Annotated in this window: 27 protein-coding genes and 2 pseudogenes; 10 read left to right on the top strand and 19 right to left on the bottom strand. The window is 73.8% G+C overall.

The features are described from left to right. Window positions 1–173: 173 nt before the first annotated feature. The 8 genes from ACIBJE_RS24385 to ACIBJE_RS24350 form a co-directional block, all read right to left on the bottom strand. Window positions 174–539 carry a VOC family protein gene (locus tag ACIBJE_RS24385; RefSeq protein ID WP_396752015.1) on the bottom strand — a complete coding sequence of 122 codons (366 nt, stop codon included), beginning with the start codon at window positions 537–539 and terminating at the stop codon, window positions 174–176. A gap of 182 nt (window positions 540–721) precedes the next feature. Further along, window positions 722–1726, bottom strand: coding sequence for a methionine synthase (locus ACIBJE_RS24380; protein WP_396752013.1), 1005 nt, complete (start codon window positions 1724–1726; stop codon window positions 722–724). Between the two features lie 236 nt (window positions 1727–1962). Further along, window positions 1963–3036 carry a tRNA 2-thiouridine(34) synthase MnmA gene (gene mnmA, locus ACIBJE_RS24375; RefSeq protein ID WP_396752011.1) on the bottom strand — a complete coding sequence of 358 codons (1074 nt, stop codon included), beginning with the start codon at window positions 3034–3036 and terminating at the stop codon, window positions 1963–1965. Window positions 3037–3122: 86 nt separating this feature from the next. Beyond that, window positions 3123–4295, bottom strand: a complete 1173-nt coding sequence (locus ACIBJE_RS24370; protein WP_396752008.1) for a cysteine desulfurase family protein — start codon at window positions 4293–4295, stop codon at window positions 3123–3125. A 328-nt stretch (window positions 4296–4623) separates the two neighbouring features. Continuing rightward, the gene (locus ACIBJE_RS24365; protein WP_396752006.1) at window positions 4624–5583 is read right to left on the bottom strand and encodes an electron transfer flavoprotein subunit alpha/FixB family protein; all 960 of its coding nucleotides are present in this window, start codon (window positions 5581–5583) and stop codon (window positions 4624–4626) included. 11 nt (window positions 5584–5594) lie between these two features. Next, window positions 5595–6374 (bottom strand): electron transfer flavoprotein subunit beta/FixA family protein, encoded by a 780-nt coding sequence (locus tag ACIBJE_RS24360; protein ID WP_396752004.1) that lies wholly within the window; start codon window positions 6372–6374, stop codon window positions 5595–5597. A 542-nt stretch (window positions 6375–6916) separates the two neighbouring features. Continuing rightward, on the bottom strand, window positions 6917–7330 hold the full coding sequence (locus tag ACIBJE_RS24355) for a hypothetical protein (protein ID WP_396752002.1): 414 nt from the start codon (window positions 7328–7330) through the stop codon (window positions 6917–6919). Next, window positions 7327–8124, bottom strand: a complete 798-nt coding sequence (locus tag ACIBJE_RS24350) for a GNAT family N-acetyltransferase (protein WP_396752000.1) — start codon at window positions 8122–8124, stop codon at window positions 7327–7329. Before ACIBJE_RS24350 ends, ACIBJE_RS24355 begins: the two co-directional genes overlap by 4 nt. 55 nt (window positions 8125–8179) lie before the next feature. Here ACIBJE_RS24350 and ACIBJE_RS24345 point away from each other — a divergent pair, with 55 nt between their 5' ends. The 3 genes and pseudogenes from ACIBJE_RS24345 to ACIBJE_RS24335 all read left to right on the top strand — a co-directional run. Next, window positions 8180–8557 (top strand): YidH family protein, encoded by a 378-nt coding sequence (locus ACIBJE_RS24345; protein WP_396752121.1) that lies wholly within the window; start codon window positions 8180–8182, stop codon window positions 8555–8557. Further along, window positions 8554–8853: a DUF202 domain-containing protein gene (locus ACIBJE_RS24340; RefSeq protein ID WP_396751998.1), complete on the top strand. Its 300-nt coding sequence runs from the start codon at window positions 8554–8556 to the stop codon at window positions 8851–8853. Before ACIBJE_RS24345 ends, ACIBJE_RS24340 begins: the two co-directional genes overlap by 4 nt. 28 nt (window positions 8854–8881) lie before the next feature. Further along, window positions 8882–9226 (top strand): annotated as a pseudogene (locus ACIBJE_RS24335) (PLD nuclease N-terminal domain-containing protein); the annotation flags it as partial. A 139-nt stretch (window positions 9227–9365) separates the two neighbouring features. Here the strand turns inward: ACIBJE_RS24335 and ACIBJE_RS24330 are convergent. The 4 genes from ACIBJE_RS24330 to ACIBJE_RS24315 all read right to left on the bottom strand — a co-directional run bounded on the left by ACIBJE_RS24330 (window position 9366) and on the right by ACIBJE_RS24315 (window position 13743). Continuing rightward, on the bottom strand, window positions 9366–10175 hold the full coding sequence (locus tag ACIBJE_RS24330) for an ABC transporter permease (protein WP_396751995.1): 810 nt from the start codon (window positions 10173–10175) through the stop codon (window positions 9366–9368). Further along, window positions 10172–11146, bottom strand: a complete 975-nt coding sequence (locus tag ACIBJE_RS24325) for an ATP-binding cassette domain-containing protein (protein WP_396751993.1) — start codon at window positions 11144–11146, stop codon at window positions 10172–10174. Before ACIBJE_RS24325 ends, ACIBJE_RS24330 begins: the two co-directional genes overlap by 4 nt. A 122-nt stretch (window positions 11147–11268) precedes the next feature. Then, window positions 11269–12891, bottom strand: a complete 1623-nt coding sequence (locus tag ACIBJE_RS24320; protein ID WP_396751991.1) for an acetolactate synthase — start codon at window positions 12889–12891, stop codon at window positions 11269–11271. 78 nt (window positions 12892–12969) lie between these two features. Continuing rightward, window positions 12970–13743, bottom strand: coding sequence for an enoyl-CoA hydratase/isomerase family protein (locus ACIBJE_RS24315; RefSeq protein WP_396751989.1), 774 nt, complete (start codon window positions 13741–13743; stop codon window positions 12970–12972). 96 nt (window positions 13744–13839) lie between these two features. Between ACIBJE_RS24315 and ACIBJE_RS24310 the strand changes: the two genes are divergently transcribed. The 3 genes from ACIBJE_RS24310 (at window position 13840) to ACIBJE_RS24300 (ending at window position 15745) form a co-directional block, all read left to right on the top strand. Next, complete coding sequence (locus ACIBJE_RS24310; RefSeq protein WP_396751987.1) at window positions 13840–14310, top strand: DUF6232 family protein; 471 nt, start codon at window positions 13840–13842, stop codon at window positions 14308–14310. Between the two features lie 74 nt (window positions 14311–14384). After that, complete coding sequence (locus ACIBJE_RS24305) at window positions 14385–14864, top strand: DUF6232 family protein (protein WP_396751985.1); 480 nt, start codon at window positions 14385–14387, stop codon at window positions 14862–14864. Between the two features lie 161 nt (window positions 14865–15025). Next, window positions 15026–15745, top strand: a complete 720-nt coding sequence (locus ACIBJE_RS24300; protein WP_396751983.1) for a hypothetical protein — start codon at window positions 15026–15028, stop codon at window positions 15743–15745. Between the two features lie 260 nt (window positions 15746–16005). On the opposite strand, the gene ACIBJE_RS24295 is transcribed toward ACIBJE_RS24300, so the two are convergent. From ACIBJE_RS24295 to ACIBJE_RS24275, 5 genes are all read right to left on the bottom strand, one after another. Beyond that, window positions 16006–16383, bottom strand: a complete 378-nt coding sequence (locus ACIBJE_RS24295) for an iron chaperone (protein WP_396751981.1) — start codon at window positions 16381–16383, stop codon at window positions 16006–16008. 71 nt (window positions 16384–16454) lie between these two features. Then, a complete protein-coding gene (locus tag ACIBJE_RS24290) occupies window positions 16455–16640 on the bottom strand; it encodes a hypothetical protein (RefSeq protein ID WP_396751979.1) in 186 nt (61 codons plus the stop codon). 96 nt (window positions 16641–16736) lie between these two features. Then, a complete protein-coding gene (locus ACIBJE_RS24285) occupies window positions 16737–17630 on the bottom strand; it encodes a ribokinase (protein ID WP_396751977.1) in 894 nt (297 codons plus the stop codon). A 17-nt stretch (window positions 17631–17647) separates the two neighbouring features. Next, window positions 17648–18490: an ABC transporter ATP-binding protein gene (locus ACIBJE_RS24280; protein WP_396751975.1), complete on the bottom strand. Its 843-nt coding sequence runs from the start codon at window positions 18488–18490 to the stop codon at window positions 17648–17650. A gap of 130 nt (window positions 18491–18620) precedes the next feature. After that, entirely contained in the window at window positions 18621–19799 is a 1179-nt protein-coding gene (locus ACIBJE_RS24275) for an ROK family protein (protein WP_396751972.1), read from the bottom strand. A gap of 158 nt (window positions 19800–19957) precedes the next feature. On the opposite strand from ACIBJE_RS24275, the gene ACIBJE_RS24270 reads away from it, so the two are divergent. Continuing rightward, the gene (locus ACIBJE_RS24270; RefSeq protein ID WP_396751970.1) at window positions 19958–21409 is read left to right on the top strand and encodes a glycoside hydrolase family 3 protein; all 1452 of its coding nucleotides are present in this window, start codon (window positions 19958–19960) and stop codon (window positions 21407–21409) included. A 108-nt stretch (window positions 21410–21517) separates the two neighbouring features. Here ACIBJE_RS24270 and ACIBJE_RS24265 read toward each other — a convergent pair whose 3' ends face one another. Then, the gene (locus ACIBJE_RS24265; RefSeq protein ID WP_396751968.1) at window positions 21518–21868 is read right to left on the bottom strand and encodes an STAS domain-containing protein; all 351 of its coding nucleotides are present in this window, start codon (window positions 21866–21868) and stop codon (window positions 21518–21520) included. Between the two features lie 356 nt (window positions 21869–22224). After that, window positions 22225–22890, bottom strand: coding sequence for a GNAT family N-acetyltransferase (locus ACIBJE_RS24260; protein ID WP_396751966.1), 666 nt, complete (start codon window positions 22888–22890; stop codon window positions 22225–22227). Window positions 22891–23138: 248 nt separating this feature from the next. Here ACIBJE_RS24260 and ACIBJE_RS24255 point away from each other — a divergent pair, with 248 nt between their 5' ends. The 3 genes and pseudogenes from ACIBJE_RS24255 to ACIBJE_RS24245 all read left to right on the top strand — a co-directional run bounded on the left by ACIBJE_RS24255 (window position 23139) and on the right by ACIBJE_RS24245 (window position 24663). Then, window positions 23139–23333 (top strand): hypothetical protein, encoded by a 195-nt coding sequence (locus ACIBJE_RS24255; RefSeq protein WP_396751964.1) that lies wholly within the window; start codon window positions 23139–23141, stop codon window positions 23331–23333. 160 nt (window positions 23334–23493) lie between these two features. Continuing rightward, a pseudogene (locus tag ACIBJE_RS24250) lies at window positions 23494–24000 on the top strand (hypothetical protein); the annotation flags it as partial. Between the two features lie 153 nt (window positions 24001–24153). Further along, window positions 24154–24663: an NUDIX domain-containing protein gene (locus ACIBJE_RS24245; RefSeq protein ID WP_396751962.1), complete on the top strand. Its 510-nt coding sequence runs from the start codon at window positions 24154–24156 to the stop codon at window positions 24661–24663. Window positions 24664–24697: the final 34 nt, after the last annotated feature.

Below are 24697 nucleotides of genomic sequence, written 5' to 3'. Positions count from 1 at the left end.
AACCGCACACACCCCCGGCCCGGGGCCCCGCCCGCCCAGGCACCGCCGCCCGCCCGGTCGGGCGGGCGGTTGGGCGGTTGATGGTTGGGCGGTTGGTGGTTGGGCGGTTGCGGTGGTTGCAGGGGACCCTTGCTACGCAGAAAGCGGTAACAGGGGACCCCTGCTACCACGGATCACTCGAACACCAGGCAGAACGGGTGGCCGGCCGGATCGGCGTAGACGCGGAAGTCGTCCCCCTCGCCGGGCAGCCGGCGCGCTCCGAGTGCGAGCACCCGCTGCTCGGCCGCGTCCACGTCGTCCACCTGCACGTCCAGGTGGAACTGCTGCGGGCGTTCCGGGTCGGGCCAGGCCGGCGGGCGCAGGTCGGGAGCCGACTGGAAGGCGATCCGGGGATGCTGCCCGCGCGGGCCGCCGAGCACCACCCAGTCGTCGTCGGAGTCCTCCTCGGCGATCGACAGGCCGAGCAGTTCGGCGTAGAAACCGGCCAGGGCACGGGGGTCGGGGCAGTCCACGACCACGGTACGTAGCTGTCCAATCATGGCGTCATCGTGCCCATGCGGTACGACGGGAAAACCGACTCCCGGCGATCCTCTTCGACACCGCCGCCGACACTCTCGGACCCGCGACCGGATGTTCCGCCCACGGACCGCCGAGTTGATACCTGCTCCTCGATCGACCACCCACCGGATGCCTGTCCCTCGGCGGACCGCCGGTCGGGCACCTACTCCTCGGCGAGCCGCCGGCCGGCGTCGCGGCAGGCGGCGAGCACCTCGCGCACGTACCGGGGGGTGGCCCCGGCCAGGCCGCAGGCGGGGGTGACCACCACCTGCTCGGGCAGCCGGGCACGGGGGAAGCCGAGCCGGTCCCAGAGCTGGCGTACCCGGTCGGCGACCTGGGCGGAGGTCGGTGCGCGACCGGCCGGCGGCGGCAGCGCCGGGGCGGCCCCGGCCAGCAGACCCATCCCGGCGTCGATCGCCTCGCCGACCGGATCGAGGTCGGTGACCTGGGTGAGGTCCAGCGCGACGGCGACCGCGCCGGCGCTGCGGACCAGATCCAGCGGTACGTCCGGGGCGCAGCAGTGCACGATGGTGGGCACCCCGGCCGCCTCGACGACCGTACGCAGAGCGGTCCGCGCGACCTCCGACTCCATCGCCCGGTACGCGCCGAGCCCGCTCTCGGTGGGAATCCGCCCCGCCAGTACGGCCGGAAGCGAAGGCTCGTCGAGTTGGAGCAGCACCGAGGCCCGGGGCACCCGGCGGGCCACCGCCTCGACGTGGCCGCGCAGCCCCTCGGCGAGCGAGCCGGTGAGGTCCCGCACCGCGCCCGGGTCGCGCAGCATCCGACCGCCGATCGGCAGTTCCAGCGCGGCGGCCAGGGTGAGCGGGCCGGTCGCCTGCACCTTGATGGGGCCGGTGTACTCCTCGGCCTGCTCGGCGAGCTGGTCGAGGTCGCGTTCCAGCAGGTCGCGGGCGCGGCGCAGGTCCCGTCCCGGACGCGGAGCGATCCGCCAACGCGCCGCGTACAGCTCGACCGGCAGTTCGACCAGCAGTCCGGCACCGCGCCCGACCAGGTCCGCACCGGGGCCACGGGCCGGCAGTTCGGGCAGGTGGGGCAGATCCGGCAGCTCGCCGAGGACGACGCGCTGCGCCTCGGCGACGTCGGTGCCGGGGAGGGAGCCGATGCCGGTCGCCGCGCCACGCGGCCAGGGCCAGACCTGATCAGTCACGGTCGACAGGGTAACCGGCCGTCACCCCGACCGCCCCGCCAGCGGGCGGCCTCGCCCCGATGACCCCGCCGCCGATGACGATGTCCTCCGGACAGCGGTGCCGGCCCGACGGCCTCGATGCCGACCCGACGGCGATGCCGACCCGACGCTGGGTGGTTGCAGGGGGCCCTTCCTCGACAAGAAGCGGTAACAGGGGACCCCTGCTACCACCTCAGCCGGTAAATCCGGGCCGCACCTCAGACGGTGATGGTCGCGGAGCCGAGCACCACGTCGCCGGCCGGGTCGGGTCGGTACGCGACGATGGCCTGGCCGGCGGCGACGCCGCGGACCGGGCGGCGCAGCGCGGCACGCAGCCCGTGGGCGTCGACGGTGACCGTGGCCGGTGCCACATCGCCGTGGGCGCGCAGCTGCACCTCGCACTCGACCGGGTGGTCGGGACGGGGCCCGCCGGTCCAGACCGGACGCTCGGCGCTGACCTCGGTGACCTCCAGGGCCTCGGCCGGGCCGACGGTGACCGTGTTGGTCGTCGGGGTGATGGAGAGCACGTACCGGGGGCGGCCGTCCGGGGCGGGGCGGTCCAGGTGCAGACCCCGCCGCTGCCCCACCGTGTACGCGTACGCGCCGGTGTGGCTGCCGACCACCGCGCCGGTCAGCGCGTCGACCACGTCGCCGGGGGTTTCACCCAGCCGCTCGGCCAGGAACCCCCGGGTGTCGCCATCGGCGATGAAGCAGATGTCGTGCGAGTCGGGCTTGTCGGCCACGGCCAGTCCGCGCCGGGCCGCCTCCGCCCGCACCTGTGCCTTGGTCGAGTCGCCGAGCGGGAACATGGACCGGTCGAGCTGCTCGCGGGTGAGCACGGCCAGCACGTACGACTGGTCCTTGGCCGCGTCGACGCTGCGGCGCAGCAGGCCGTCCGGGCCGAGCCGGGCGTGGTGGCCGGTGACCACGGCGTCGAACCCGAGGGCCACGGCCCGGTCCAGCACCGCGGCGAACTTGATCTTCTCGTTGCAGCGCAGGCACGGGTTCGGGGTACGCCCCGCCGCGTACTCGGCGACGAAGTCGTCGACCACATCCTCGTGGAACCGGTCGGCCATGTCCCAGACGTAGAACGGGATGCCGAGCACGTCGGCGGCACGACGGGCGTCCCGGGAGTCCTCCAGGGTGCAGCAGCCGCGTGCCCCGGTCCGGTAGGTCTGCGGGTTACGGGCCAGCGCCAGGTGCACACCGGTGACGTCGTGTCCCGCCTCCACCGCCCGCGCGGCGGCGACCGCCGAGTCGACCCCGCCGGACATCGCTGCCAAGACCCTCACCGACGTACCCCCTTCACCCCGTCGAGGGTAGCCCCTGTCGACGGCGGCCCCCGCTCCCGGCGGGCCGGAGGCGGCGGCGACGCGGGTCAGGAGCGGGCGGAGCGGATCGCGCCGGCGCGGCGGGCCCGTTCCACGGCGGCGGGGAGCGCGGCGATCAGGGCGTCCACGTCGGCTTCGGTGGAGGTGTGCCCGAGCGAGAAGCGCAGGGAGGAGCGGGCCCGGTCGTTGTCGGCGCCCATCGCCAGCAGCACGTGCGAGGGCTGGGCCACCCCGGCCGAGCAGGCCGAACCGGTCGAGCAGGCGATCCCCTGGGCGTCCAGGAGCAGCAGCAGCGCGTCCCCCTCGCAGCCGGGGAACGAGAAGTGCGCGTTGCCCGGGAGCCGGTCGGCCGGGTCGCCGTTGTGGACCACCTCGGGCACCGCCCGCCGGACCCGCTCCACCAGGTCGTCGCGGAGCGCGGCGACCCGCGCGGCGTACGCCTGCTGGTTCTTGACCGCGCTCTCGACCGCGACGGCGAAGGCGGCGATCCCGGCGGTGTCGAGGGTGCCGGAACGGACGTCGCGCTCCTGGCCGCCGCCGTGCAGCAGCGGGATGGCGGCGACGTCCCGGGCGAGCAGCAGGGCGCCCACTCCGGTCGGTCCGCCGAGCTTGTGACCGGTGACGGTCAACGCGGCGACGCCGCTGGCGGCGAAGTCGACGGGCACCTGCCCGACCGCCTGGACCGCGTCGGTGTGGAACGGCACCCCGTGCTCGGCGGCGACGGCGGCCAGCTCGGCGACGGGCTGGACGGTGCCGACCTCGTTGTTGGCCCACATCGCCGTCACCAGGGCCACCCGGTCGCCGTGCGCGGTCAGTTCGGCGCGGAGACCGTCCGGGCTGAGCCGGCCGGACTCGTCCACCGTCAGCCAGCCCACGCCGGCACCCTCGTGCGCGCGGAGCCAGTCCACCGCGTCGAGCACGGCGTGGTGCTCGACCGCGCTGGAGACGACCCGGTCCCGGCCGGCCCCCCGCCGGGACCAGAAGATCCCCTTGACCGCGAGGTTGTCGCTCTCGGTGCCCCCACCGGTGAAGATCACTTCGGACGGACGGGCGCCCAGGGCGGCGGCCACCCGCTCCCGGGACTCCTCCACCCGGCGACGGGCACGCCGCCCCGCCGCGTGCAGTGACGACGCGTTGCCGACCTCGCGAGCGGTCGCGACGTACGCCTCCAGTGCCTCGTCGAGCATCGGGGTCGTCGCGGCGTGATCCAGGTATGTCATCGCGGTTCAGCCTATCCGCCGTCCCACCCCCGCCCTGGCGCGGAGGGAGGACGGGGTGGGCCGGTGCGGTCGGCGTCCTCGGCGACGACCCCGACGCACTGCTACCGTTGCCTCCGGACGTCGCCCCGGCCGCCACCGCGTGGGCGACGCCTCCGCCGAGCTTCACGAACGACACACCGCCCACGTCGGCGACAACCCGTCGCGGGGCACCCTGACGAGCTGATCGGCGGGCCGGCTCAGCTCCCCGGCCCGCCGATCAGCTCCCGTACGACGACGAGGGCCGTGGAACCGGGTCGGTTCCGCGGCCCTCGTGGCGTACCGGATCAGCTCACCTGCGCTTGCGGATCTCCTCGGCGGCCTGCGGGACGATCTTGAACAGGTCGCCCACCACGCCGAAGTCGGCCAGTTCGAAGATCGGCGCCTCGGCGTCCTTGTTGACCGCGACGATGGTCTTCGAGGTCTGCATGCCGGCCCGGTGCTGGATCGCACCGGAGATGCCGAGTGCCACGTAGAGCTGCGGGGAGACGGTCTTGCCGGTCTGTCCGACCTGGAACTGGTGCGGGTAGTAACCCGAGTCGACGGCCGCCCGGGACGCGCCGACCGCGCCGCCGAGCAGGTCGGCCAGTTCCTCGACCAGCTTGAAGTTGTCGGCGTTGCCGACCCCGCGACCGCCGGAGACGACGACCGACGCCTCGGTCAGCTCGGGGCGGGAGCCCTTCTGCTCGGCGACCCGGTCGACCACCTTCGCCAGCTTGTCGGTGTCGCCCACCGTGACGGTGAGCTGCTCGACCGCCGGGGTGGCCGGGGCCGGGGCCGGGTTGACCGAGTTGGGCCGGACGGTGACCAGCGGCAGGCCCTTGGTGACCTTGGACTTCACGATGGTGGAGCCGGCGAAGGCGACCTGGGTGGCAGTGCCGTCGGCGGCGAGGCCGACCACGTCGGTCAGGATGCCGTTGTCCAGCTTGACCGCGAGGCGGGCGGCGATCTCCTTGCCCTCCTGGGCCGAGGCGAGCAGCACGGCCGCGGGCTGGACCCGCGTGACCAGCTCGGCCAGGACGGTGGCCTTCGGCGCCACCAGGTAGCCGTCGATCTCCTCGCTCTCGGCGGCGTAGATCTTCTCCGCGCCGTACTCGCCCAGCTTGCCGGCGAGCGCCTCGGCCGCGCCGGGGCCACCGAGCACCACCGCGGCGGGGGTGCCCAGCTCGCGGGCGAGGGTGAGCATCTCGAGGGTGACCTTCTTGACGCCGAATTCCCGGGTGGCTTCGACGACGACGAGAACCTCAGACATCTCCTGACCCCTCACACGAACTTCTCGGTGGCGAGGAACTCGACCAGCTGCGCGCCGCCGGAGCCCTCGTCGGTGACCTTCTCGCCGCCGGAACGCGGCGGGCGCTTGCTGTGCTCCAGCACGGTGCTGGTCGCGCCGTCGAAGCCGACCTCGCTCGGCGCGACGCCCAGGTCGGCCAGGGAGAGGGTCTGCACGGGCTTCTTCTTGGCCGCCATGATGCCCTTGAAGGACGGGTAGCGCGGCTCGTTGATGGTGTCCCACACGGAGACCACGGCCGGGGTCGGGGCGGTGACCACCTCGTAGCCCTCCTCGGTCTGCCGCTCGATGGTCAGCGTGCCGCCGTCGACGGTCAGCTTCCGCGCGCCGGTGAGCGCGGCGACGCCGAGCCGCTCGGCGAGCATGTGCGGCATGACCTGGACCCGGCCGTCGGTGGACTCGGCCCCGCAGAGGACCAGGTCGGCCCCGAGCGTGCCCAGCGCGGCGGCGAGGACCTTCGAGGTGGCCACCGCGCAGGAGCCGTGCAGCGCGTCGTCCACCACGTGGACGGCCTTGTCCGGCCCCATGGAGAGCGCCTTGCGGATCGACTCGGTCGCCCGGTCCGGACCCATGGTCAGGATGGTGACCTCGCCACCGTGCGCCTCCTTGATCTTCAGCGCCTCCTCGATGGCGTACTCGTCCATCTCGTTGATCACGTTGTTCGCCGAACCGCGGTCGACGGTGTTGTCGTCACTGCGCAGGTTGCGGTCCGCGCCCGAATCGGGCACCTGCTTGACGAGTACGACGATGTTCATCGCGTTTCGACGACCCTCCTGTGGTGATGGCTTTGCTCGCCCTGTCCCGGGCGCAGCCTCGCGCGTGGCGTTGACCCCGGTCAACCGCGGGCTGGTGTGCAGTTACCCACGCCGGCAATGTTACCTGTCAGTAGCATCACGCTTCGGCGGGACTCAGCGTGACACAGCTCACCGAATCCTGACCAACCCACTACAGTCGTGAATCGGGAGGTATCACGATATGTCAGGGCAGGGTGATGCGGTGTCATCGCAGGTCCCGTCGGCTGCTCCGGGCACGCCGACCTCGTCGGCGTGTCGCCGGATTCCTCCGGCCGCGCACCGGTGCGCCTGCGGACGGCTGCGGGAACGTTGTGTGCGGCTCGCCGTCCGGGCACTCTGGGCACCCGTCCGGCTCGCTCCGGCCCGTCCCGCTCGCGCCTGAACCGCCCGCCGGCTGATCGCGCCACCGGGCCGACCGGCCCGTCGGCCGCCACCGTCGCGCCGGGCCCGGATTTCGCCAGGGCGTCGGGCGTCACCGCTCGCGCCGGGCCCGGGGCCGGGCGTCAGTCCGTCGCGTCCAGCACCGCCCTGATCCGACCGATCGCCACCTGCTCGGCCGGGTCGACCCCCCGGTGCGCCCGGGCCACCCGGTCCGCGGCGGTCAGCACCACCGAGCGGTACGCGGTCACCTCGCCCGGAGCCTTCTCCCGCAGGATCGTCATCGCCCGCCCCAGGGCCGCCAGCGCGGCCTGCTCCACCTGCGGGGACGACCCCTCCGGCAGCCTCGGCAGCGGGCCGGAGGTGAGCGCGTCCCGCACCATCCCGCTGCTGCCGGCGATCACCCCGGACGCGGCAAAGCTCTCCCGGACCAGGGCGAACAACCCCGGATCGGCGTTCGACACCAGGAAGACGGCACCGAACGCACCCGTCTTGAGGGTCAGTTTCTCCTCGGCCGTCAGCGACTGGTCCATGATCACGGAGTGTAGACGTACGGGGTCGTCGTGGTGACCGGCACGAAGCCGAGCCGCTCGAGGACCGGTCGGCTCTCGGACGAGGCGTCCACCTGGAGCAGCGTGCGGTCGCGCTGCGCCGCCAGCCGGGCCCGGTGGGCGACCAGCGCCCGGTAGACGCCGCGCCGCCGCCACGCCGGCAACGTCGAGCCGCCCCAGAGGGTGGCGAAGCCGGTGCCCGCCACGTAGCGGACCCAGCCGGCGCTGACCACCGTCCCGTCCGCCTCGGCCACCACCACGGTGATCGACTGGGGGTCGGCGGCGATCTCCCGGGCCAGCCCGTCGACCAGGTGCCCCCGGTCGTCGGCCCAGACCTCCGCCTCCATCGCCGCGATCCGCTCCAGGTCGGCCCGGTCGGTGACCTCACGGAGGCGTACCTCCTCGGGCAGGACCGGGACCGCCGCCGCGAGCGGCGCGACCGGGCCGACCACGACGGTCTCCGGCTCCTCCGGGACGAATCCGGCCGCGCGGAGCCGGTCGGCCAGGTCCGCCGGCTCGTCGTGGCCGTACAGCTTCCACTCGACCGCCTCACCCCGCTGGCGGAACAGCTCCCGCTGCCGGACGATCAGCGCGTCCAGGTCCGCGCCGGTCAGCCCGCCCAGGTCCCGGTACGTCAGGAAGCCCCGGTGGTCCAGGCCGAGGATCCGGACCAGCGGACCGTCCCGCTCCACGGTCACCCCCTCCGGCACCGGCTCCGGGATGTCCGGTCGCAACTGCCGGTCGTACGCCGTCCGCAGGATCGTCGCGTCAAGATCGCTCATCGGTCCAGGCTACGTCCGGGGTCGACCCGATAATGGCGATGTGTGGCAGGCGATCATGCGGTGGTTCGACCCGCAGGAGATGCGGGCGGTCGGCACCCGTCCGGACTACCGCTTCTCGCTGGCCAACGAACGCACCTTCCTGGCCTGGTTGCGGACCGGGCTGGCCCTGATCGCCGGTGGGCTCGCCGCCGCCCAGTTCCTGCCCCCGTTGCCCCTGGACCACCTGCGCGAGGTGATCGCGGTCGCGCTGCTGCTGCTCGGGGGCACGGTGGCCGTCCGGGCGGTGGACCACTGGGCGCGCACCGAGCGGGCCATCCGGCTCGGCGAGGACCTGCCCGCCTCCCGGTTCCCGGCCGTCCTGGCGCTGGCCGTCGGGCTCGGCGCGATCCTGCTGGTGGTGGCGGTGCTGGTCCGGGCGGTCGGTCGCGGATGACCGTCGACCCGGGGCTGCAATCCGAGCGGACCCGGCTCGCCTGGCGGCGGACCGCGCTGGCGCTCACCGTGGTCACCGTGCTGGCCGTCCGGCTCGCCGCCGACGGTGGCGTGGTCGGCACGCTGGTGGCCGGGCTCGCCGTGCTCATCTGGGGGGCGGCGCTGACGCTGTGCTGGCGGCGGGGCACCGGGGCCGGCCGTCCGTCCACCGGGGGGCTCCCCGTACCCCTGGTCGCCCTGGTCGCCGCCGGGTACGCCCTGCTCGGCACCCTGCTCGTGCTGCGGACGCTGTGGTGACCTGCGGGGAGTGCGTCATGATTGGTGGATGGTCCGGGTCTTCCTCCTCCTCGTCGCGGCCCAGGTGGTCCTCGCCGCGCTGGCGCTGATCGACTGCCTGTCCGCCGAGAAGCACCAGGTACGCGCGATGCCACGCGCCGTCTGGGTGCCGGTGCTCCTGCTGGTGCCACTGATCGGCCCGATCGCCTGGTTCCTCGCCGGCCGCCCCGCGCCCGCCCGTGGCGGGCCGCGCCCCGCGCCCCAGCGGGGCCCGGCGGCCCCGGACGACGACCCCGACTTCCTCAAGTCGATCGCGGACTCGACGCGACGGCAGGACGAGGAGTTGTTCCGCCGCTGGGAGGACGACCTGCGGCGGCGCGAGCGGGACCTGCGCGGGGAACGCGACCCCGGACCGGCTGCCGGTGGCCAGCCGAACCCCCGCGACCCCGACCGGGCGGACGCGGACGCCCCGGACCGGCACACCGATCCGGACCAGACCGCCTGACCGCCCCGGTCGGGTGCGGGGGGTGGTGTCAGACCCGACGGCGCAGCGCCCGAACGGCGAGTGGGGCGAAGACCGCCGCGATGGCGACGCCCCAGATCACCGACTGCACCACCGGCGCGAACACCGGGCCGGACACCAGCAGTCCGCGCAACGCGTCGGCGAGCACGGTGACCGGGTTGACCTCCACCCATGCCTGTAACCAGCCGGGCATGGTCTCGGTCGGTACGAACGCGTTGCTGGTGAAGGTCAACGGGAAGATCACCATGAAGCCGAAGACCTGCACCTTGTCCGGTTCGCTGACCAGCACCCCGACCAGCACCGACACCCATGCGGCGGCCAGCGAGAAGGCCAGCAGCAGGGCGAGCGCCCCGAGCAGGCCGAGCAGCCCGTTCTGGAGCCGGAAGCCGAGGATCGCGCCGACGCCGATCAGCAGCGAGACCGACCAGGCCTGCTTGACCGTGTCGGCCAGGATCCGCCCGGCCAGCGGTGCCCAGCGGGCGATCGGCAGCGACCGGAGCCGGTCGAAGACGCCCTTGGTGAGGTCGTGGTTGAGCCCGAAGCCGGTGGTCATGGTGGCGAAGAAGGCGTTCTGCACGATGATGCCGGGCAGCGCGAAGGTGAGGTACTCCCCCGGGGAACCGGAGATCGCCCCGCCGAAGACGTAGGTGAAGAGCAGCACGAACATCACCGGCTGGACGCTCAGGTCGGCCAGCTCCAGCGGGTTGTGCTTGATCTGCACCAGGCTCCGCCAGGCCAGGGTGAACGTGTGCGACAGCCCGGCGAGCGGGCTCAGCCGGCGGGCCGGGGCGAGCGGGGCGGGGGCGGTGACGGCGGTCATGCCAGCGTGCCTTCCAGTTCGGCGCGGTCGGTCTGCTCCGGCTCGGGCCGGTGGCCGGTCAGGTGAAGGAAGACCTCGTCGAGGGTGGAACCGCGCACCGCCAGCTCGGCGACGGCGATCCCGGCCTCGTCGAGGCGACGCACCACGGCCGGCAGCACCGACGAGTCGTTCACCGGCACGGTCACCGTGCTCTGGGCCACCTCGGGGACGAGCCCGGTGACCTGACCGGCCAGCGCCAGCACGGCCGGCAGGTCGGCGGCACGCGCCGGACGGACCGCCAGCGTCTGCCCGCCGGTCTTCGCCTTCAGTTCCTCCGGGGTGCCCTGGGCGATCACCCGACCGTGGTCGACCACGGCGATCTCGCTGGCCAGCTGGTCGGCCTCTTCGAGGTACTGCGTGGTGAGCAGCACGGTCACCCCGTCGGAGACCAGGCCGCGGACGATGTCCCACAGCTCGTTGCGGCTGCGCGGGTCGAGCCCGGTGGTCGGCTCGTCGAGGAAGAGCACCTGCGGCCGGCCGACCAGGCTGGCGGCCAGGTCGAGGCGGCGCCGCATGCCCCCGGAGTAGGTTTTGGCGGGCCGGTCGGCCGCGTCGGTCAGGTGGAAGTCGCCGAGCAGTTCCCGGGCGCGGGCCCGCGCGTCCGCGCGGCGCAGCCCGAGCAGCCGGCCGATCAGCACCAGGTTCTCCACCCCGGTCAGGGTCTCGTCGACCGAGGCGTACTGGCCGGTGAGGCCGATGAGCTGCCGGACCCGGTGGGCGTCGCGGACGACGTCGTACCCGCCGACGGTGGCGTGCCCCTCGTCGGGCTCGAGCAGGGTGGCGAGCACCCGGACGGTGGTGGTCTTGCCGGCCCCGTTCGGGCCGAGCAGGCCGAACACCGTCCCGCTCGGCACCTCGAGATCGACTCCGGCCAGGGCGGTGGTGGCGCCGAAGCGTCGGACCAGCCCCTCGGCCCGGATCGCATGGTTCATGACGGAAACTCCCCCGTGTCGCGCGTCGTGATCGGGCCACTCTGGACGACGGGTGTGACAAGTTCCGGTCGTCCCGGGCCGACGCTACGGCGACAGCGGGGGAATGTCCTGGTTATTACCCCTCAGGCGAGGGTGGACGAGCGGGGGTACGAGTCGGTCGGGTCGGTGATCACGTTGACCAGGTAGGGCACGCCGGCGTCGAAGGCCCGCTCCAGGGCCGGGCCCAGGTCGGTGGCCTTGGTGACCGTCTCGCCGGCCCCGCCCATCGCGGCGACCACCTGGTCGTAGCGGAGTTCGGGCTGGAGGTCGGCGGCGATGTCGTAGCCGTACATGGCGCGCATCGGGTGCTTCTCCAGGCCCCAGATGCCGTTGTTGCCGACCACCATCACGACCGGGAGCTTCTGCCGGACCAGGGACTCGACGTCCATCAGCGAGAAGCCGGCCGCGCCGTCGCCCATCAGCACGCAGACCTGCCGGTCCGGGTGGGTGATCCTGGCCCCCATCGCGTACCCCATGCCGGTGCCGAGGCAGCCGTACGGGCCGGGGTCGAGCCACGTGCCGGGCTGGGCCGGCTCCAGGTAGCGGCCGGCGTACGAGACGAAGTCGCCGCCGTCGCCGATGGTGATCGCGTCTCGGGCGAGCACCCGGCGCAGCTCGCCGTAGATCCGGGCCGGGCGGATCGGGTCGGTCTCGGCGGCCATCTCCTCGGCGTCGCGCGCCCTCGCCGCGTCCTCCTTGACGCGCAGTTGCGCGATCCAGTCGGTGTGATCCACCCGGTCGCCGGGGTGGTCGGCCAGCGCGGTGAGGATCAGCCGCAGGTCACCGGCGGGCGAGACGGCCGTCTCGACGTGGCTCGCGCGCTGGCTCGGCGCGTCGACGACGTGCACCACCTGCGCGTCACCGAAATCGCCGAAGCTGAGCCGGAAGTCCAACGGGGTGCCGATCACCACGACCACGTCGGCGCCGGAGAGCGCGGCCCGCCGGGCCTTGGCGAACGCGAGGGGGTGCTCCGGTGGGAGCGCGCCGCGCCCCATGCCGTTGGTGAAGACCGGCACGCCGAGCGCCTCGGCCGCCGCCCGCAGCGCGTCGACCGCGTCGCCGGTCCAGACGTCCGACCCGGCGACGATCACCGGGCGCTGGGCCCCGGCGATCAACGCGGCGGCGCGGGCCACCTCGTCCGGGTCGGCCTCGAGCGGGGCGGGTGCCGCGCCGGCCGGCTGGTCGGCCTCCCCGACCGAGAAGACCACCTCCAGCGGAAGATCGAGGAAGACCGGCCCACGGTGCGGGGTGAGCGCGGTGTCCAGCGCGGCGGCGACCACCCGGGGGATGTCGTCGGTGCTGAAGATCGTCTCGGCGTGCTTGGTGACCGGGCGGACCAGCGGGAGGTGGTCCATCTCCTGGAGGCTGCCCGAGCCCCAGCGGAAGGCCGGGGCCCGGCCGCCGAGCACCAGCACCGGCGAGGCGTTGAAAAAGGCGCTGGTCAGGCCGGAGATGCCGTTGGTGACACCCGGGCCGGCGGTGAGCACGGCGAGGCCGGGGCGGCGCTGGAGCTTGGCCACCGCCTCGGCCGCGAAGACCGCGGACTGCTCGTGCCGCACGTCGTAGACCGGGAACTCGGACTTGTGCGCGGCGTCGTAGAGCGGGAACACGTGCCCGCCGGAGAGGGTGAACATCTCGCGTACGCCGTACGCGCGCAGCGCCGCGAGCGCCAACTCCCCGCCGTGACCTTCGATCCGCTCCGTCATCGCCGCCCCTCTCGTCGCGTGGCCGGTCCGAGGTTACCGGTCGGTCACCTGAACGTGAAGAAGCTTCGGCGCGGCGTGTCAGCGACCGGTGAACCCCGGCTTGCGCTTCTCCACGAACGCCGCCATGCCCTCACGCCGGTCGTCGGTGGCGAACAGCCCGGCGAAGAGCTGGCTCTCCCAGGCCAGACCGGAGTTGAGGTCCATGTCGAGGCCGGCGTCGACGGCGAGCTTCGCCGCCCGCAGCGCCTGCACCGGGCCGGTGAGGTACGGCTGGACCAGCGCGACGGCGGCGAGGTAGACGTCGGCGGCCGGGACGACCCGGTCGGCCAGCCCGATCCGCAGCGCCTCCTGGGCGTCGACCATCCGGCCGGACATGATCAGATCCTTGGCACGGGCCGGACCGACCAGCCGGGCCAGCCGCTGGGTGCCGCCGGCACCGGGGATGATGCCCAGCTTGATCTCCGGCTGGCCGAGCTTGGCGTCCTCGGCCACCACCCGCCAGTCGCAGGCGAGGGCCAGCTCGCAGCCGCCGCCGAGGGCGTACCCGGTGATCGCGGCGACCACCGGCTTCGGGATCCGGGTGAACGCGGTGAGCGCGCTGGAGAGGCGGGCGGAGCGTTCGAGCATGTCCACGTAGGACATGTCGGCCATCTCCTTGATGTCCGCACCGGCGGCGAAGACCTTCTCCCCGCCGTACACGATGACGGCGCGGACCTCGGGGTCGTCGGCGGCGGCCGTGGCGGCCTCGCGCAGCTCCTCCTGGACCTGGACGTTGAGCGCGTTCATCGGCGGCCGGTCCAGCCGGATGGTGCCGATGCCGTCCTTGGTCTCCAGCCGAACGAACTCGCCCATACTGCCCTCACTTCCTCGTCGAAGTCGCGTGCCAACCTTACGGCGCGGGTCGTTGGGGTAGATAGTCTGGTGTCAGCTCCGTCACCGGGAGTCGCGATGGTCATGTTCTACGACGACAGGTCGGTGCAGGTCACCTCCACCACCGTCCGGGTCGACGGGCAACGCTTCCCGCTCGCCGAGATCAGCGAGGTCTGGCACCAGCGGGGCAGCCGGTCCTGGCGGGTGCTCGCCGGGCGGGGCGCGATCGGCGCGGCGATGGCCGGCCCGCTGGTGGCCGCCGTCCTCGGCATCGCCCTGGCGATCTGGCTGCACCGCTCCTGGACCGTCACCATCGCGATCGTCGGCGCGTCGGTGCTGGTCGGGCTCGCCGTCGGTCCGGTCGCCGACGTCCTCTTCGAACACCTCGACCGCTCGTACGCCCGGGGCAGCCGACAGTTGGAGATCTGGATCCGCTGGCAGGGCCGCCCGGTCCGGCTGGTCCGCACCGCCGACGCGCTGCGCTTCGGTCAGATCTACCGGGCCCTGCAACGGGCGATGGAACGCGGCCAGCCGGCCCGCCCCCGCTGATCCGTCGTCCACAGCGGAGGTTTCCACGGCGGGACGGGGCTGCCGAACGTGCCCACACCGGGTTCACTGGAGAGATGACGCTCTATTACCAGGACGACGCGGTGCAGGTGACCTCCGAGTCGATCCGGGTGGACGGGCACATCCTGCGGTTACCCGAGATCACGTACGTCTGGCACGCCCGGGGACGGAGCACTCTCGGGCAGCACTCCCGGAAGCTGGGCCGGGGCGTCCTGGTCCTGCTCCTCTCCCTGCCGCCGCTGGTGGCGCTGCTCTGTGTCATCTCGGTGGCCTGGTCGGCGCAGGACCGGGGGAACTGGACACTGGCGCTGATCGTCCTGGCCGCCTTCGCCGTCGGCGCGCTGCTGCTCGCCCCGTTCCTGGAACTGCCGCTGGGCTGGCTGGACCGCTCCTACGAACGCGGCGACCGGATGCACGAACTGTGGGTGCAGCACCGGGGGCACGACATCCTGCTGCTGAGCAGCCCGGACGCGCTCCGGTTCGGGCAGATCTACCGAGCCGTGCAACGCGCCGTCGAGCAGCAGGAAGGTGGCTGACCGACCGCGCCCGCCCACCCGACGTTCCGGCGGACGGGGCTGGCTGGCTGGGGTGGTAGCAGGGGACCCCTGCTCATCAAGAAGCGCGTGCAGGGTGCCCCTGCAAACACCGCACCCCCGGTAGGCGGCGGTTCTGGCGGTCGCGCCGCACACTTGGGCACATGGTGATTCCCCTCCCCCGCCCGTCCACCGTCCTCGGGATGACCACCGGCGCCGCCTCCCGGGCCGCCGGGCTGACCCGGTCCGCGGTCGACCAGGCTTTCGGCTCGGCGGTCTCGCTCGCGGCCGTCCCGACGCGCGCCTTCGCGGTCCTCGACGCCGTCGAGGCTCTGGTGACCAGGATCGACGGGGTCGTCGACCGGATCGAGCAGACCCTGGACCGGACGGATCAGGTGCTCACCGACGCCGAGTCGGCCGTCCGCGAGGTGGCGGTGATCAGCGCCGCCGCGACCACCGCGACCGACAACGCCACCGAGGTCGCCGCGAAGGCGGCCGTGGTGGTCGCCGAGGCGGAGGTGGTCGCCCGGCGGGCGGTCGGCACGGTGGAGACGGCGGAGGCGGCCTCCGCCACCGCCGGGGAACTGCTCGCCGCGTACGAGCCGGCGCTGCGCCGGGGCGCCCCGATGGCCGCCCGGTTCGTGGAGCAACTCAGCCACGAGGAGGTCACCGCCGCCATTCGTCTCGTCGACGAGCTGCCCAAGCTCAAGGAGCACCTCACCACCGACATCCTGCCGATCCTGGCCACCCTCGACCGGGTCGGCCCGGACCTGCACGACCTGCTCGACGTGACCCGGGACCTTAAGCTGGCCGTGGCCGGCATCCCCGGCCTGGGCATGCTCCGCCGCCGGGGCGAACGCCGCACCGACGACCAGGCCGACTAGGTTCCGCTCACGGATCTCGTCTCCGACACCGGCGGGATGTTCGGCGGCGGTGTCGCCTATCCGGGTGCAGAGCAAAGGGCATCCCGGGGGGGAGGCGCCGGTCAGCAGAGAATCACTCCGCGTGAGAATCCACCCTCACCCCGACCACGGACACTCAGCGTGAGCACGGGGAGGCGCTACCTACCGGCCGGGCCGCCCGGTGCCGGCCGCCCGCGCACCCGGCTGCGCCGTGCTCCGAACATCCGCCCGCCGCACGGCGGTCACATCCAGCCGACCCCGTCGTCCTCGTGCTCGCGCACCCGGTGGGCGATCATGCGCCGCAGCAGGTCGGCGGGGAGGCTGTGCCCGTAGGGAAGCTTGACCGAGCCCTTGCCCGTCTCCAGCCCGGCCGCGCTCAGCTCTCCGGTGAACGCCGCCCTGGTGCTGGGGGTGAACACAATCCTGCACCACCGGGCGTGTCCGCTGATCATGAACAGGATCGTGCCGCTGGGATGCAGCCACGCCGGCGCGCCCCACCTGATCGCCTCGGTCACTCGTGGGTCGGCGTCGTCACACAGGGCACGCAACTGGTCCAGCAGCTCACGCGCGGGCCCGGCGAACGTGGACAGGTACTCGTTCACCGATCCGGGCCCGCTCACGAGCCGACCTTACCGACCGACGCCGACCATTCGTCCCGCCGGTCAGGTCCCGGGTGTCACACGTCGGGCGGTCAGGTCCCGGACGTGTCGTCGTCCGGGTAGACCGTCGAGCGTGATCTCGCCGACCGGGGTGAACCCGGTGCGCAGTAGGAGTCGCCCCGGTCCGGCACGAACCGCGCGAAGTACGCCCGGTTCTCCCGCTCGAAGCGGAGCAGGGCGGGAGCGTGGCGCAGTTCGAGCTGCTGGAGTTCGGGCACCGCGCCACCGTACCGGCCCGACCGGACGGGTTCCCGGGCGTGGAGCGGGGGGCCGTCCCGAGGCCGGGCGATCAGGTGGCCGCCGGCAACCGGGGCTCAGCGCTCGTAGAGTTCGTCGATCTCGGCGCGGTGCGGCAGCGCCACCGACGCGCCGAGCCGGCGGGTGCAGGCCGCGCCGGCCGCCGCCGCCCAGCGGACCGCGTCGAGCAGGTCGCGCCCCTCTCCCCAGGCCACCGCGAGGGCTGCGGTGAACGCGTCGCCGGCCGCAGTGGAGTCGACCACGTCGACCTCGACCGCCGGGACGTGCGCGACGGTGCCGTCGCGGTCGACGTACCACGCGCCGTGGGCGCCGAGGGTGAGCACCGCCCGGGGCACCAGGTCCAACAGGGCCTCCGGCGCCTCACGACCCCGCCCGGTGAGCGCGGCGGCCTCCACCTCGTTGACCACCAGCATGTCGACCAGGTCCAGCAGCTCCGCCGGGACCTGCCGGGCGGGTGCCGCGTTGAGGACGACCCGGGTGCCGGCCGACCGCGCGGCCACGGCTGCCTCGGTCACCGTCTCCACCGGGATCTCCAGCTGCGCCACCAGGACGTCGGCGTCCCGTACGGCGGCCAGCTCGGCGTCGGTGAGCCCGGTCAGGGAGGCGTTCGCGCCGGGCGTGACCAGGATCAGGTTCTCGCCCACGACGTTGACCATGACCAGCGCCACGCCGGACGAGCCGTACGTCACCCGGAGCTGGCTGGTGTCCACCCCGGCGGCGGTGATCCGGGCCCGCAGCGTGACCCCGAAGGAGTCCGAGCCGATCGCGCCGAGGAAGGCACAGGACGCGCCGGCGCGGGCGGCGGCGACGGCCTGGTTGGCCCCCTTGCCGCCGGGCACCATCACGAAGTCGGTGCCGAGCACGGTCTCCCCGACCCTGGGCAGGACGGGAGCCGTCCCGACCAGGTCCATGTTCGCGCTGCCCACCACCACGACCCGGGTCTGCGGCACCGAAGGCCTCCGGCGGGTCAGGCCGCGCGGGCGGTGAAGCGTTCGCCCGAACGCTCGACCACCAGCGGCAGGCCGAAGGTCTTGGAGAGGTTGTCGCTGGTCAGGGTGGCACCGAGCAGACCCTGGGCGACCACGCCCCCCTCGCGCAGCAGCAGCGCGTGGGTGAAGCCCGGCGGAATCTCCTCGACGTGGTGGGTGACCAGCACCAGCGCCGGCGCGTCCGGGTCGTACGCCAGCTCGGCCAGTCGGGCGACCAGGTCCTCCCGGCCGCCCAGGTCGAGCCCGGCGGCCGGCTCGTCGAGGAGCAGCAGCTCCGGGTCGGTCATCAGGGCCCGGGCGATCTGCACCCGCTTGCGCTCTCCCTCGGAGAGGGTGCCGTAGCCCCGGTCGGCGAGGTGCGCGACGCCGAGCTGGCCGAGCAGGGCGCGGGCGCGGACCTCGTCGGTGCGGTCGTAGCTCTCCCGCCACCGGCCGACCACCGACCAGGCGGCGGTGACCACCACGTCGGTGACCTTCTCCTCGGTCGGGATCCGTTCGGCCAGGGCCGCGGTGGAGAGCCCGATCCGGGTACGCAGCTCGGTGAGGTCGGTCCGTCCGATCCGCTCGCCGAGCACGTGGGCGGTGCCGGTCGTCGGGTGCAGCCGCCCCGCCGCCAGGTTGAGCAGGGTGGTCTTGCCGGCGCCGTTGGGCCCGAGCACCACCCAGCGCTCGTCCAGCTCGACTCGCCAGTCGACGTCGTGCAGCAGTGCCGTGCCGGACCGGCGCACGCCCACCCCGTCGAGGCTGACCACCAGATCCTCGTCCATGGCTGAAGATGCGGGTGCGGCGCCGTCCGCGCCAGGGATCAGCTCAGCAGTCACCCATCCATCCAACCACGTGCCCGTGCCGGTGCACTCCGACGGGCGACGCGCGTCACTGGCAAGACCTTGCAGGTCAGAAGTATGTGGTGAAGAATTCCTTCACATGGGGAATGAGGCCCGGCCCGACGGGTCAACCGACCGTGGAACCGAAGACCTCGTCGCGGACGGCGTCCAAAGCGGTCCGCAGCGCGCCCCGCAGGATCGGCTCCCCGCTCAGCCCGGTGGGCACCACCCTCGGCCGGACCAGCGTGATCGCAGCCACCTCGTGCTGCACCCGCTCGGCCAGCGCCGCACCGCCGGCCCGGCCGATCTCACCGGCCAGCACCACCAGCGGCGGGTCCAGCACGACGCAGGTGCTCGCCACCCCGAGCGCGAGCCGTCGGGCCAGCTCGTCGAGCATCGGGCCACCGGCCGTACCGGCCGCGATCGCCGCCCGGACGGCCTCGGCGGCGGCGACGTCGTCCGGGAAGCCGTACTCGCGGGCCACCGCGCGGACCGCCTCCGCCCCGGCCAGCTGCTGGAACGCCGGCTTGGCCCGACGGGAGACGTCCCGGGGGATCGGTGCCCCGGGCACCGGCAGGTAGCCGATCTCACCGGCCGCGCCGGTGCTGCCGTGGTGCAACCGCCCGTTCAGCATGATCGCCAGGCCGACCCCGGCGTCCACCCAGACCAGGACGAAGTCCGTCATCCCCTGGGCCGCACCGGACTGCGCCTCGGCGACCGCGGCCAGGTTGACGTCGTTCTCGAAGACCACCGGGGTGGCCAGGTCGTCGCGGAGCGCGGCGAGCAGGCCGCGGTGCCAACGGGGCAGGTTGAACGCGAAGGTGATGTCCCCGGTGGTCGGATCGACCAGGCCGGGGGTGCCGAGCACGACCCGGCGCACGCTCGCCATCGGCGTGCCCGCGTTCTGGGCCGCCCGCACCACCGCGTTGTGCACCACCCCCACCGGGTCGTCGGTGTCCCGGGTGGACTGCTCCGCCCGACCGATCACCGCCCCGGTGATGTCGGCGCAGGCCGCCTCCACCCGGTCCGCGCCGACGTCCACCCCGATGACGTGCGCGCTGCCCGGCCGGACGGCGTAGAGCTGCGCGTTCGGCCCGCGCCCGCCGGCCTGCTCGCCGACCCGGGTGACCAGGCCCCGCTCCTCGAGCCGCTCGACGAGCTGCGAGGCGGTGACCTTGGACAGCCCGGTCAGCTCACCGAGCCGGGCACGGGTGAGCGGCCCCCGTTCGAGGAGCAGCTCCAGGGCCGCGCGGTCGTTGAGCGCCCGCAACAGGCGCGGTGTGCCGGGCAGCCGCGTCGAACTCATGCCACGTCCTCCGGTTTTGGTAAACCTTGTTGATCGAACCGATCCGGGGTGACCGTAGCGTAACGGCCGGCCCCGACCCGGGTCAGCGGCCGGACGACCGGCCCGGAGCCGTCGATCAGCACGCCGGAGGACCCGGACGACGTCGAGAAGGAGATCACGTGGGGCTGGATCCAGGACTTCGCCGCCTTGCCCTCGGCACGCTGCTCGCGGCGTACCCGGGGCCGACCCCGCCACCCTGGGCGCTCGACCTGGTCGGTGCGGGGCTGGCCGGTTACACCCTGTTCGGGACCAACGTCGAGACCCCGGCCCAGGTCGCCGCGGCGACCGCCGCGCTGCGCGACGCCCGCACCGACGTGCTGGTCGCCATCGACGAGGAGGGCGGTGACGTCACCCGGCTGGCGCACGCCACCGGCAGCCCGTACCCGGGCAACGCGGCGCTCGGCGCGGTCGGGGACGTGGCGCTCACCCGCCGCGTCTACGCGGCGATCGGGGCGGAGCTGGCCGCGCTGGGCGTCACCGTCGACCTCGCTCCGACGGTGGACGTCAACAGCGCCGACGAGAACCCGGTGATCGGCACCCGGTCGTTCGGCGCCGACCCGCTCCGGGTCGCCGCGCACTCGGCTGCCGCGGTCGACGGGTTGCAGGGTGCCGGGGTGGCGGCCTGCGCCAAGCACTTTCCCGGGCACGGCGCGACCGTCGCCGACTCGCACCTGGAACTGCCGACCGTGGACGTCCCCCTGGCCGTGCTGCGCGAACGGGACCTGCCACCCTTCGCGGCGACCGTGGCCGCCGGCACCCGGGCGGTCATGACCGCGCACATCCGGGTCCCGGTGCTGACCGGCGACCGGCCGGCGACCTTCAGCCGGGCCGTCCTGGTCGACCTGCTCCGCCGGGAGCTGGGCTTCACCGGCACGGTCATCACCGACGCGCTGGAGATGAAGGGCGCCTCGGTGGCCGCCGGTGGAATCGGTCCGGCCGCCGTGGCCGCGCTCGCGGCCGGCGCGGACCTGCTCTGCGTGGGCGCGAAGGTCGACGCCGCGCTGGTCGAACACGTGGTCACCGAGATCGTCACCGCGCTCGGCGACGGGCGGGTGGCCCGCGACCGCGTCGAGGAGGCGGCCGGCCGCACCGCCGAGCTCGCCGCCTGGACCCGGCCCGTCGGCGGGCCCGCGCCGGACCACGGCGACCTCGGGTACGCCGCCGCGCGCCGGGCGGTACGCGTCGAGGGGATCGTCGCCGGGCTGGACCGGCCGCTGGTGGTCCAGGTGCACGCCACCGCCACGATGGCCGAGGGGCGGGTGCCGTGGGGGCTCGGTCCCCACCTGTCGGACACCGAGGAGGTCCGGGTGGTGGCGGGCGAGATCGATCCGGCCACCCTGCGGGCGCTCGCCGGGGACCGGCCGGTCGTGCTGGTCGGACGGCACCTGCACCGGCTGCCCGGCGGGGCGGAACTGGTCGAGGGGCTGGCCGCCGTCCACCCGGTCACCGTCGTGGAGATGGGCTGGCCGGGGCGCTGGCGGCCGGCCGGGGTGCGCGCCTTCGTCGCCACGTACGGTGCCAGCCACGCCAACGGCCGGGCCGCGGCGGAGGTGCTCGGGCTGGCCGGCTGACCGGCGGTGACGGTTCCTCCGACTGACCCACGGTGACGGTTCCTCCGGCTGGCCGGCGGCGACGTCCGGTCCGGCCAGCGGACCGGAACAACGCCGCGCCGGCCGGGCTCAGCCCAGCCAGCGGGCGTCGGGCGGCAGTGGGGTGGTGACGTCCGGCAACCCCAGCAGCGGCCCGACCGAGGTGATCCGCAGGACCCGCTCGACCGTCGGCTGCGGATTGGCCACCCGCAGCGACCGGCCCCGCTCCCGGGCCAGGCTGAACCCCTCGATCAGCACTCGCAGGCCGGTCGAGTCGAGGAAGCTGACCTCGGCCAGGTCGACCAGGCACTCCTGGAGGTCGGGCCGGCTCAACGCGGTGACCAGCGCGGTCTCCAGCGTGCCGACGGTGGACATGTCGAGTTCGCCCACCGGGGTCAGCACGACACCACCCCGGCCGGTGTCCCGTACCCGCACCTCCATGACCGCTCACCGCCTCCGTACCGCGTCCGGCACCCTCGTCGCCGCCGACCCTATCCACCGGCCCGCCCCCGGGCCGTCGTGCACGGCGGCGCATACCGTGCGTCACCTGCGGCCAACAAGCGACGGACGACAAATAATCGCAGGTCAAGTCCACTTTTGGACAGCTCTCTGCGGATGTTGGGGGCTTGTCGGAGACCGGTTCGACACATAGCGTTACCTCACCGGGATGTCCGGTCGCCCGACACCTCCTCGGACCTGGGGGGACAGGCTGCGGACCGTGGATCCGGCCCGGGATCCACGGTCCGCGCCGGCGAGACGGGTCAGGCGGTGCCGGCCGGGCGCACCGGCCACCGGAGTCAGTCGGGGTGGACGATGCGGGAACGCCATCCCCGGTCGGGAAAGCCGGCCGCCGTGGCGACCCGGGCCGAGGCGGTGTTGCCGGGGTCGTGCAGGTACGTCGGCACCGCTCCCTCGTCGAGCACCCGCCGGGCCGCCTGCGCGACCAGGCGACGGGCCAGTCCCCGGCCCCGGGCGGCCGGCACGGTTCCCACGGCCAACTCGTGGCCGTACCGGTCGTGCCGCTTGACGCCGACCCCCGCCAGGTAGCGCCCGTCGGCGTCCCGCACCACCAGCACCTCCCGGTCGAACAGGTGCAGCCAGGAGGGGAACCCGGGATCGGACGGCTCGGTCCACTCCCCCACGTCGGGCAGCGGGTCGGGGGCGGTGCACCAGCGGAAGATCCCCTCCCGCAGGGGCAGGGCGGGGTGGCCGACCGCGCCGGGCAGCGCCGACCAGAGCCGCGGGGTCGGGCCGCCCGGCGCCAACGCCCGGACCGCCGGGACGCGCTCCGGCGGCACGGAGAGCACCGCGACGCCGGGCGCGGCCACCATGACCGCCGGCCGGAGCCGGCCGTCCCAGGCCGGGCGGGAGCGACGCCGGGAGCCGACCACGTGCAGTCCCGGCCCGGCCGGCCACTGGCCGAGCCAGGTCACCAGATGCAGGTGGAGTCGCCTGTCGAGCACCGGATCACGGTACGCGTCACGGCCACCGCGGGCCGGGCGATCCCGCACCCGTACGTCTCCCCGGTGTCCAGGCCTTCCGACGTGGGCCACGGAGGGTGGTTGAAACACGCCGCCCCGGGTAGAGACAGAGAACATCACCGATGACCGCCGACCCACCTTCCCGGCCACCGAACGGGGGAACCGGACGCACCGGCCGCGCGTCACACCTATTTCCATAGATGGACAACTTTCTCTGGGATGGTACGGCCATGCCGAAACAGCTGATCGAACAGGACAAACGCGACACGGAACGGCTCTGGCCGACGCTCCGGGCCGACGTGCCCCCGCCGACACAGGCGCGGTACGACGGCGGCCGGACCCCGCGCGCCGGCGACCGGTCGTGGGCGGAGCTGAACCGGCTCCCGGCGAACCTCTCCACCCGCCGCCACCTCGGCGCCCGCTGAACGGCCGCACCCGGAAGCCCGGCACGGGGCACCGGGGCAGCCGCTGCGGACACCGGGGGCGCGACACACCCGAAAGCCGCGCGCGACGCAGGTCTTAGCACACCTGTCGGGTAGGTTCTTCTGCGTTCCGGCACCGCCACCGACAGGAGAAGCTCCGCCCATGGGCAAGAAGACCATCCACGTCTCCGACTTCAGCGGCACGGTCCTCCCGACCGACGACGAGGTGGTCCGCGTCGTCGTCCTGGAGCACCCCGATCTGGTGACCGGACCGGTACAGCTGGAGATCAGCCCGACCGAACTGGAGGGCATCGACGACGCCGCGCTCGACGTCGCCGTGGTGGAGATCTACGACCCGCAGGGTGACGGGGAGCCCCGTCGCGTGGTGCTGACCGCCAGCGAGTTCGACGCGATGTCGACCGAGACGCCGATGGCGCAGCTGCTGCGCACCGCCGAGCGGGTCCGCCCGCCGAAGGCCCGCAAGACCGCCGAGAAGATCGACTACGGCACCGTCGAGCACGCCGGCAAGCCGCACCGGGGCCGGGTCACCGACGAGGAGGCCACCCTGGTCCGCGAGCGGCTCGACGAGGTCAACAAGCGGCTCGCGGACGCCGGGATCCGACAGATCGACCCTGCCGACCCGGAGCACGCCGCCCGGTACGGCTTCCCCGTTCCGACCGGCCCGAGCGCGTCCACCCCGACCAGCTCGGCGGCTGTGTCCACTCCCGACCCGGCCGGGGTTTCCGCTCCGGCGACGCAGGCCACGCCGGCCTGAGCCGCCGCGACGCGACGGCCGGACGGCGACCGCGTATCGTCCTGCGGTGTGAGCGGCATACCCCACTCCCACTGCTCCGGCTGCGGCACCGCCTACCCCGGCGAGGCGGACTGGCCCCGGATCTGCACGGCCTGCGGCCACACCACCTGGCGTAACCCACTCCCGGTGGCGGTGGCCCTCCAGCCGGTGTCCACCCCCGCCGGGCTCGGCGTGGTGGTCCAGCGCCGTGACATCGAGCCCGCCCGGGGGCTGCTCGCGCTGCCGGGCGGCTTCATCGAGCACGGCGAGGAGTGGCGGGACGCGCTCGTCCGCGAGCTCTGGGAGGAGACCGGCCTGACCGGCGAGGCGGCGTCCGTACGCCTCGTCGCCGTGCACAGCGCCCCCAGCGGCGGGACGATCATGATCTTCGGAGCGCTGCCGACCCGGCGGCTGGCGGACCTGCCCCCGTCCGCACCCACGGCGGAGTCGACCGAGTGGCTCGTCGTCACCGAGCCGACCGAACTGGCCTTCTCCACCCACACCGAGGTCCTGGCCGACTACCTGGCCGCCCACCGCTGATCCCGCGCCTCGCGTCCCGATCGGTCGCCGACCG

Source organism: Micromonospora sp. NPDC050187 (assembly GCF_044459745.1).
GTDB lineage: Bacteria > Actinomycetota > Actinomycetes > Mycobacteriales > Micromonosporaceae > Micromonospora.
The sequence above is the reverse complement of the archived record's forward strand: the minus strand, read 5'-3'. Positions and strand labels throughout refer to the sequence as shown.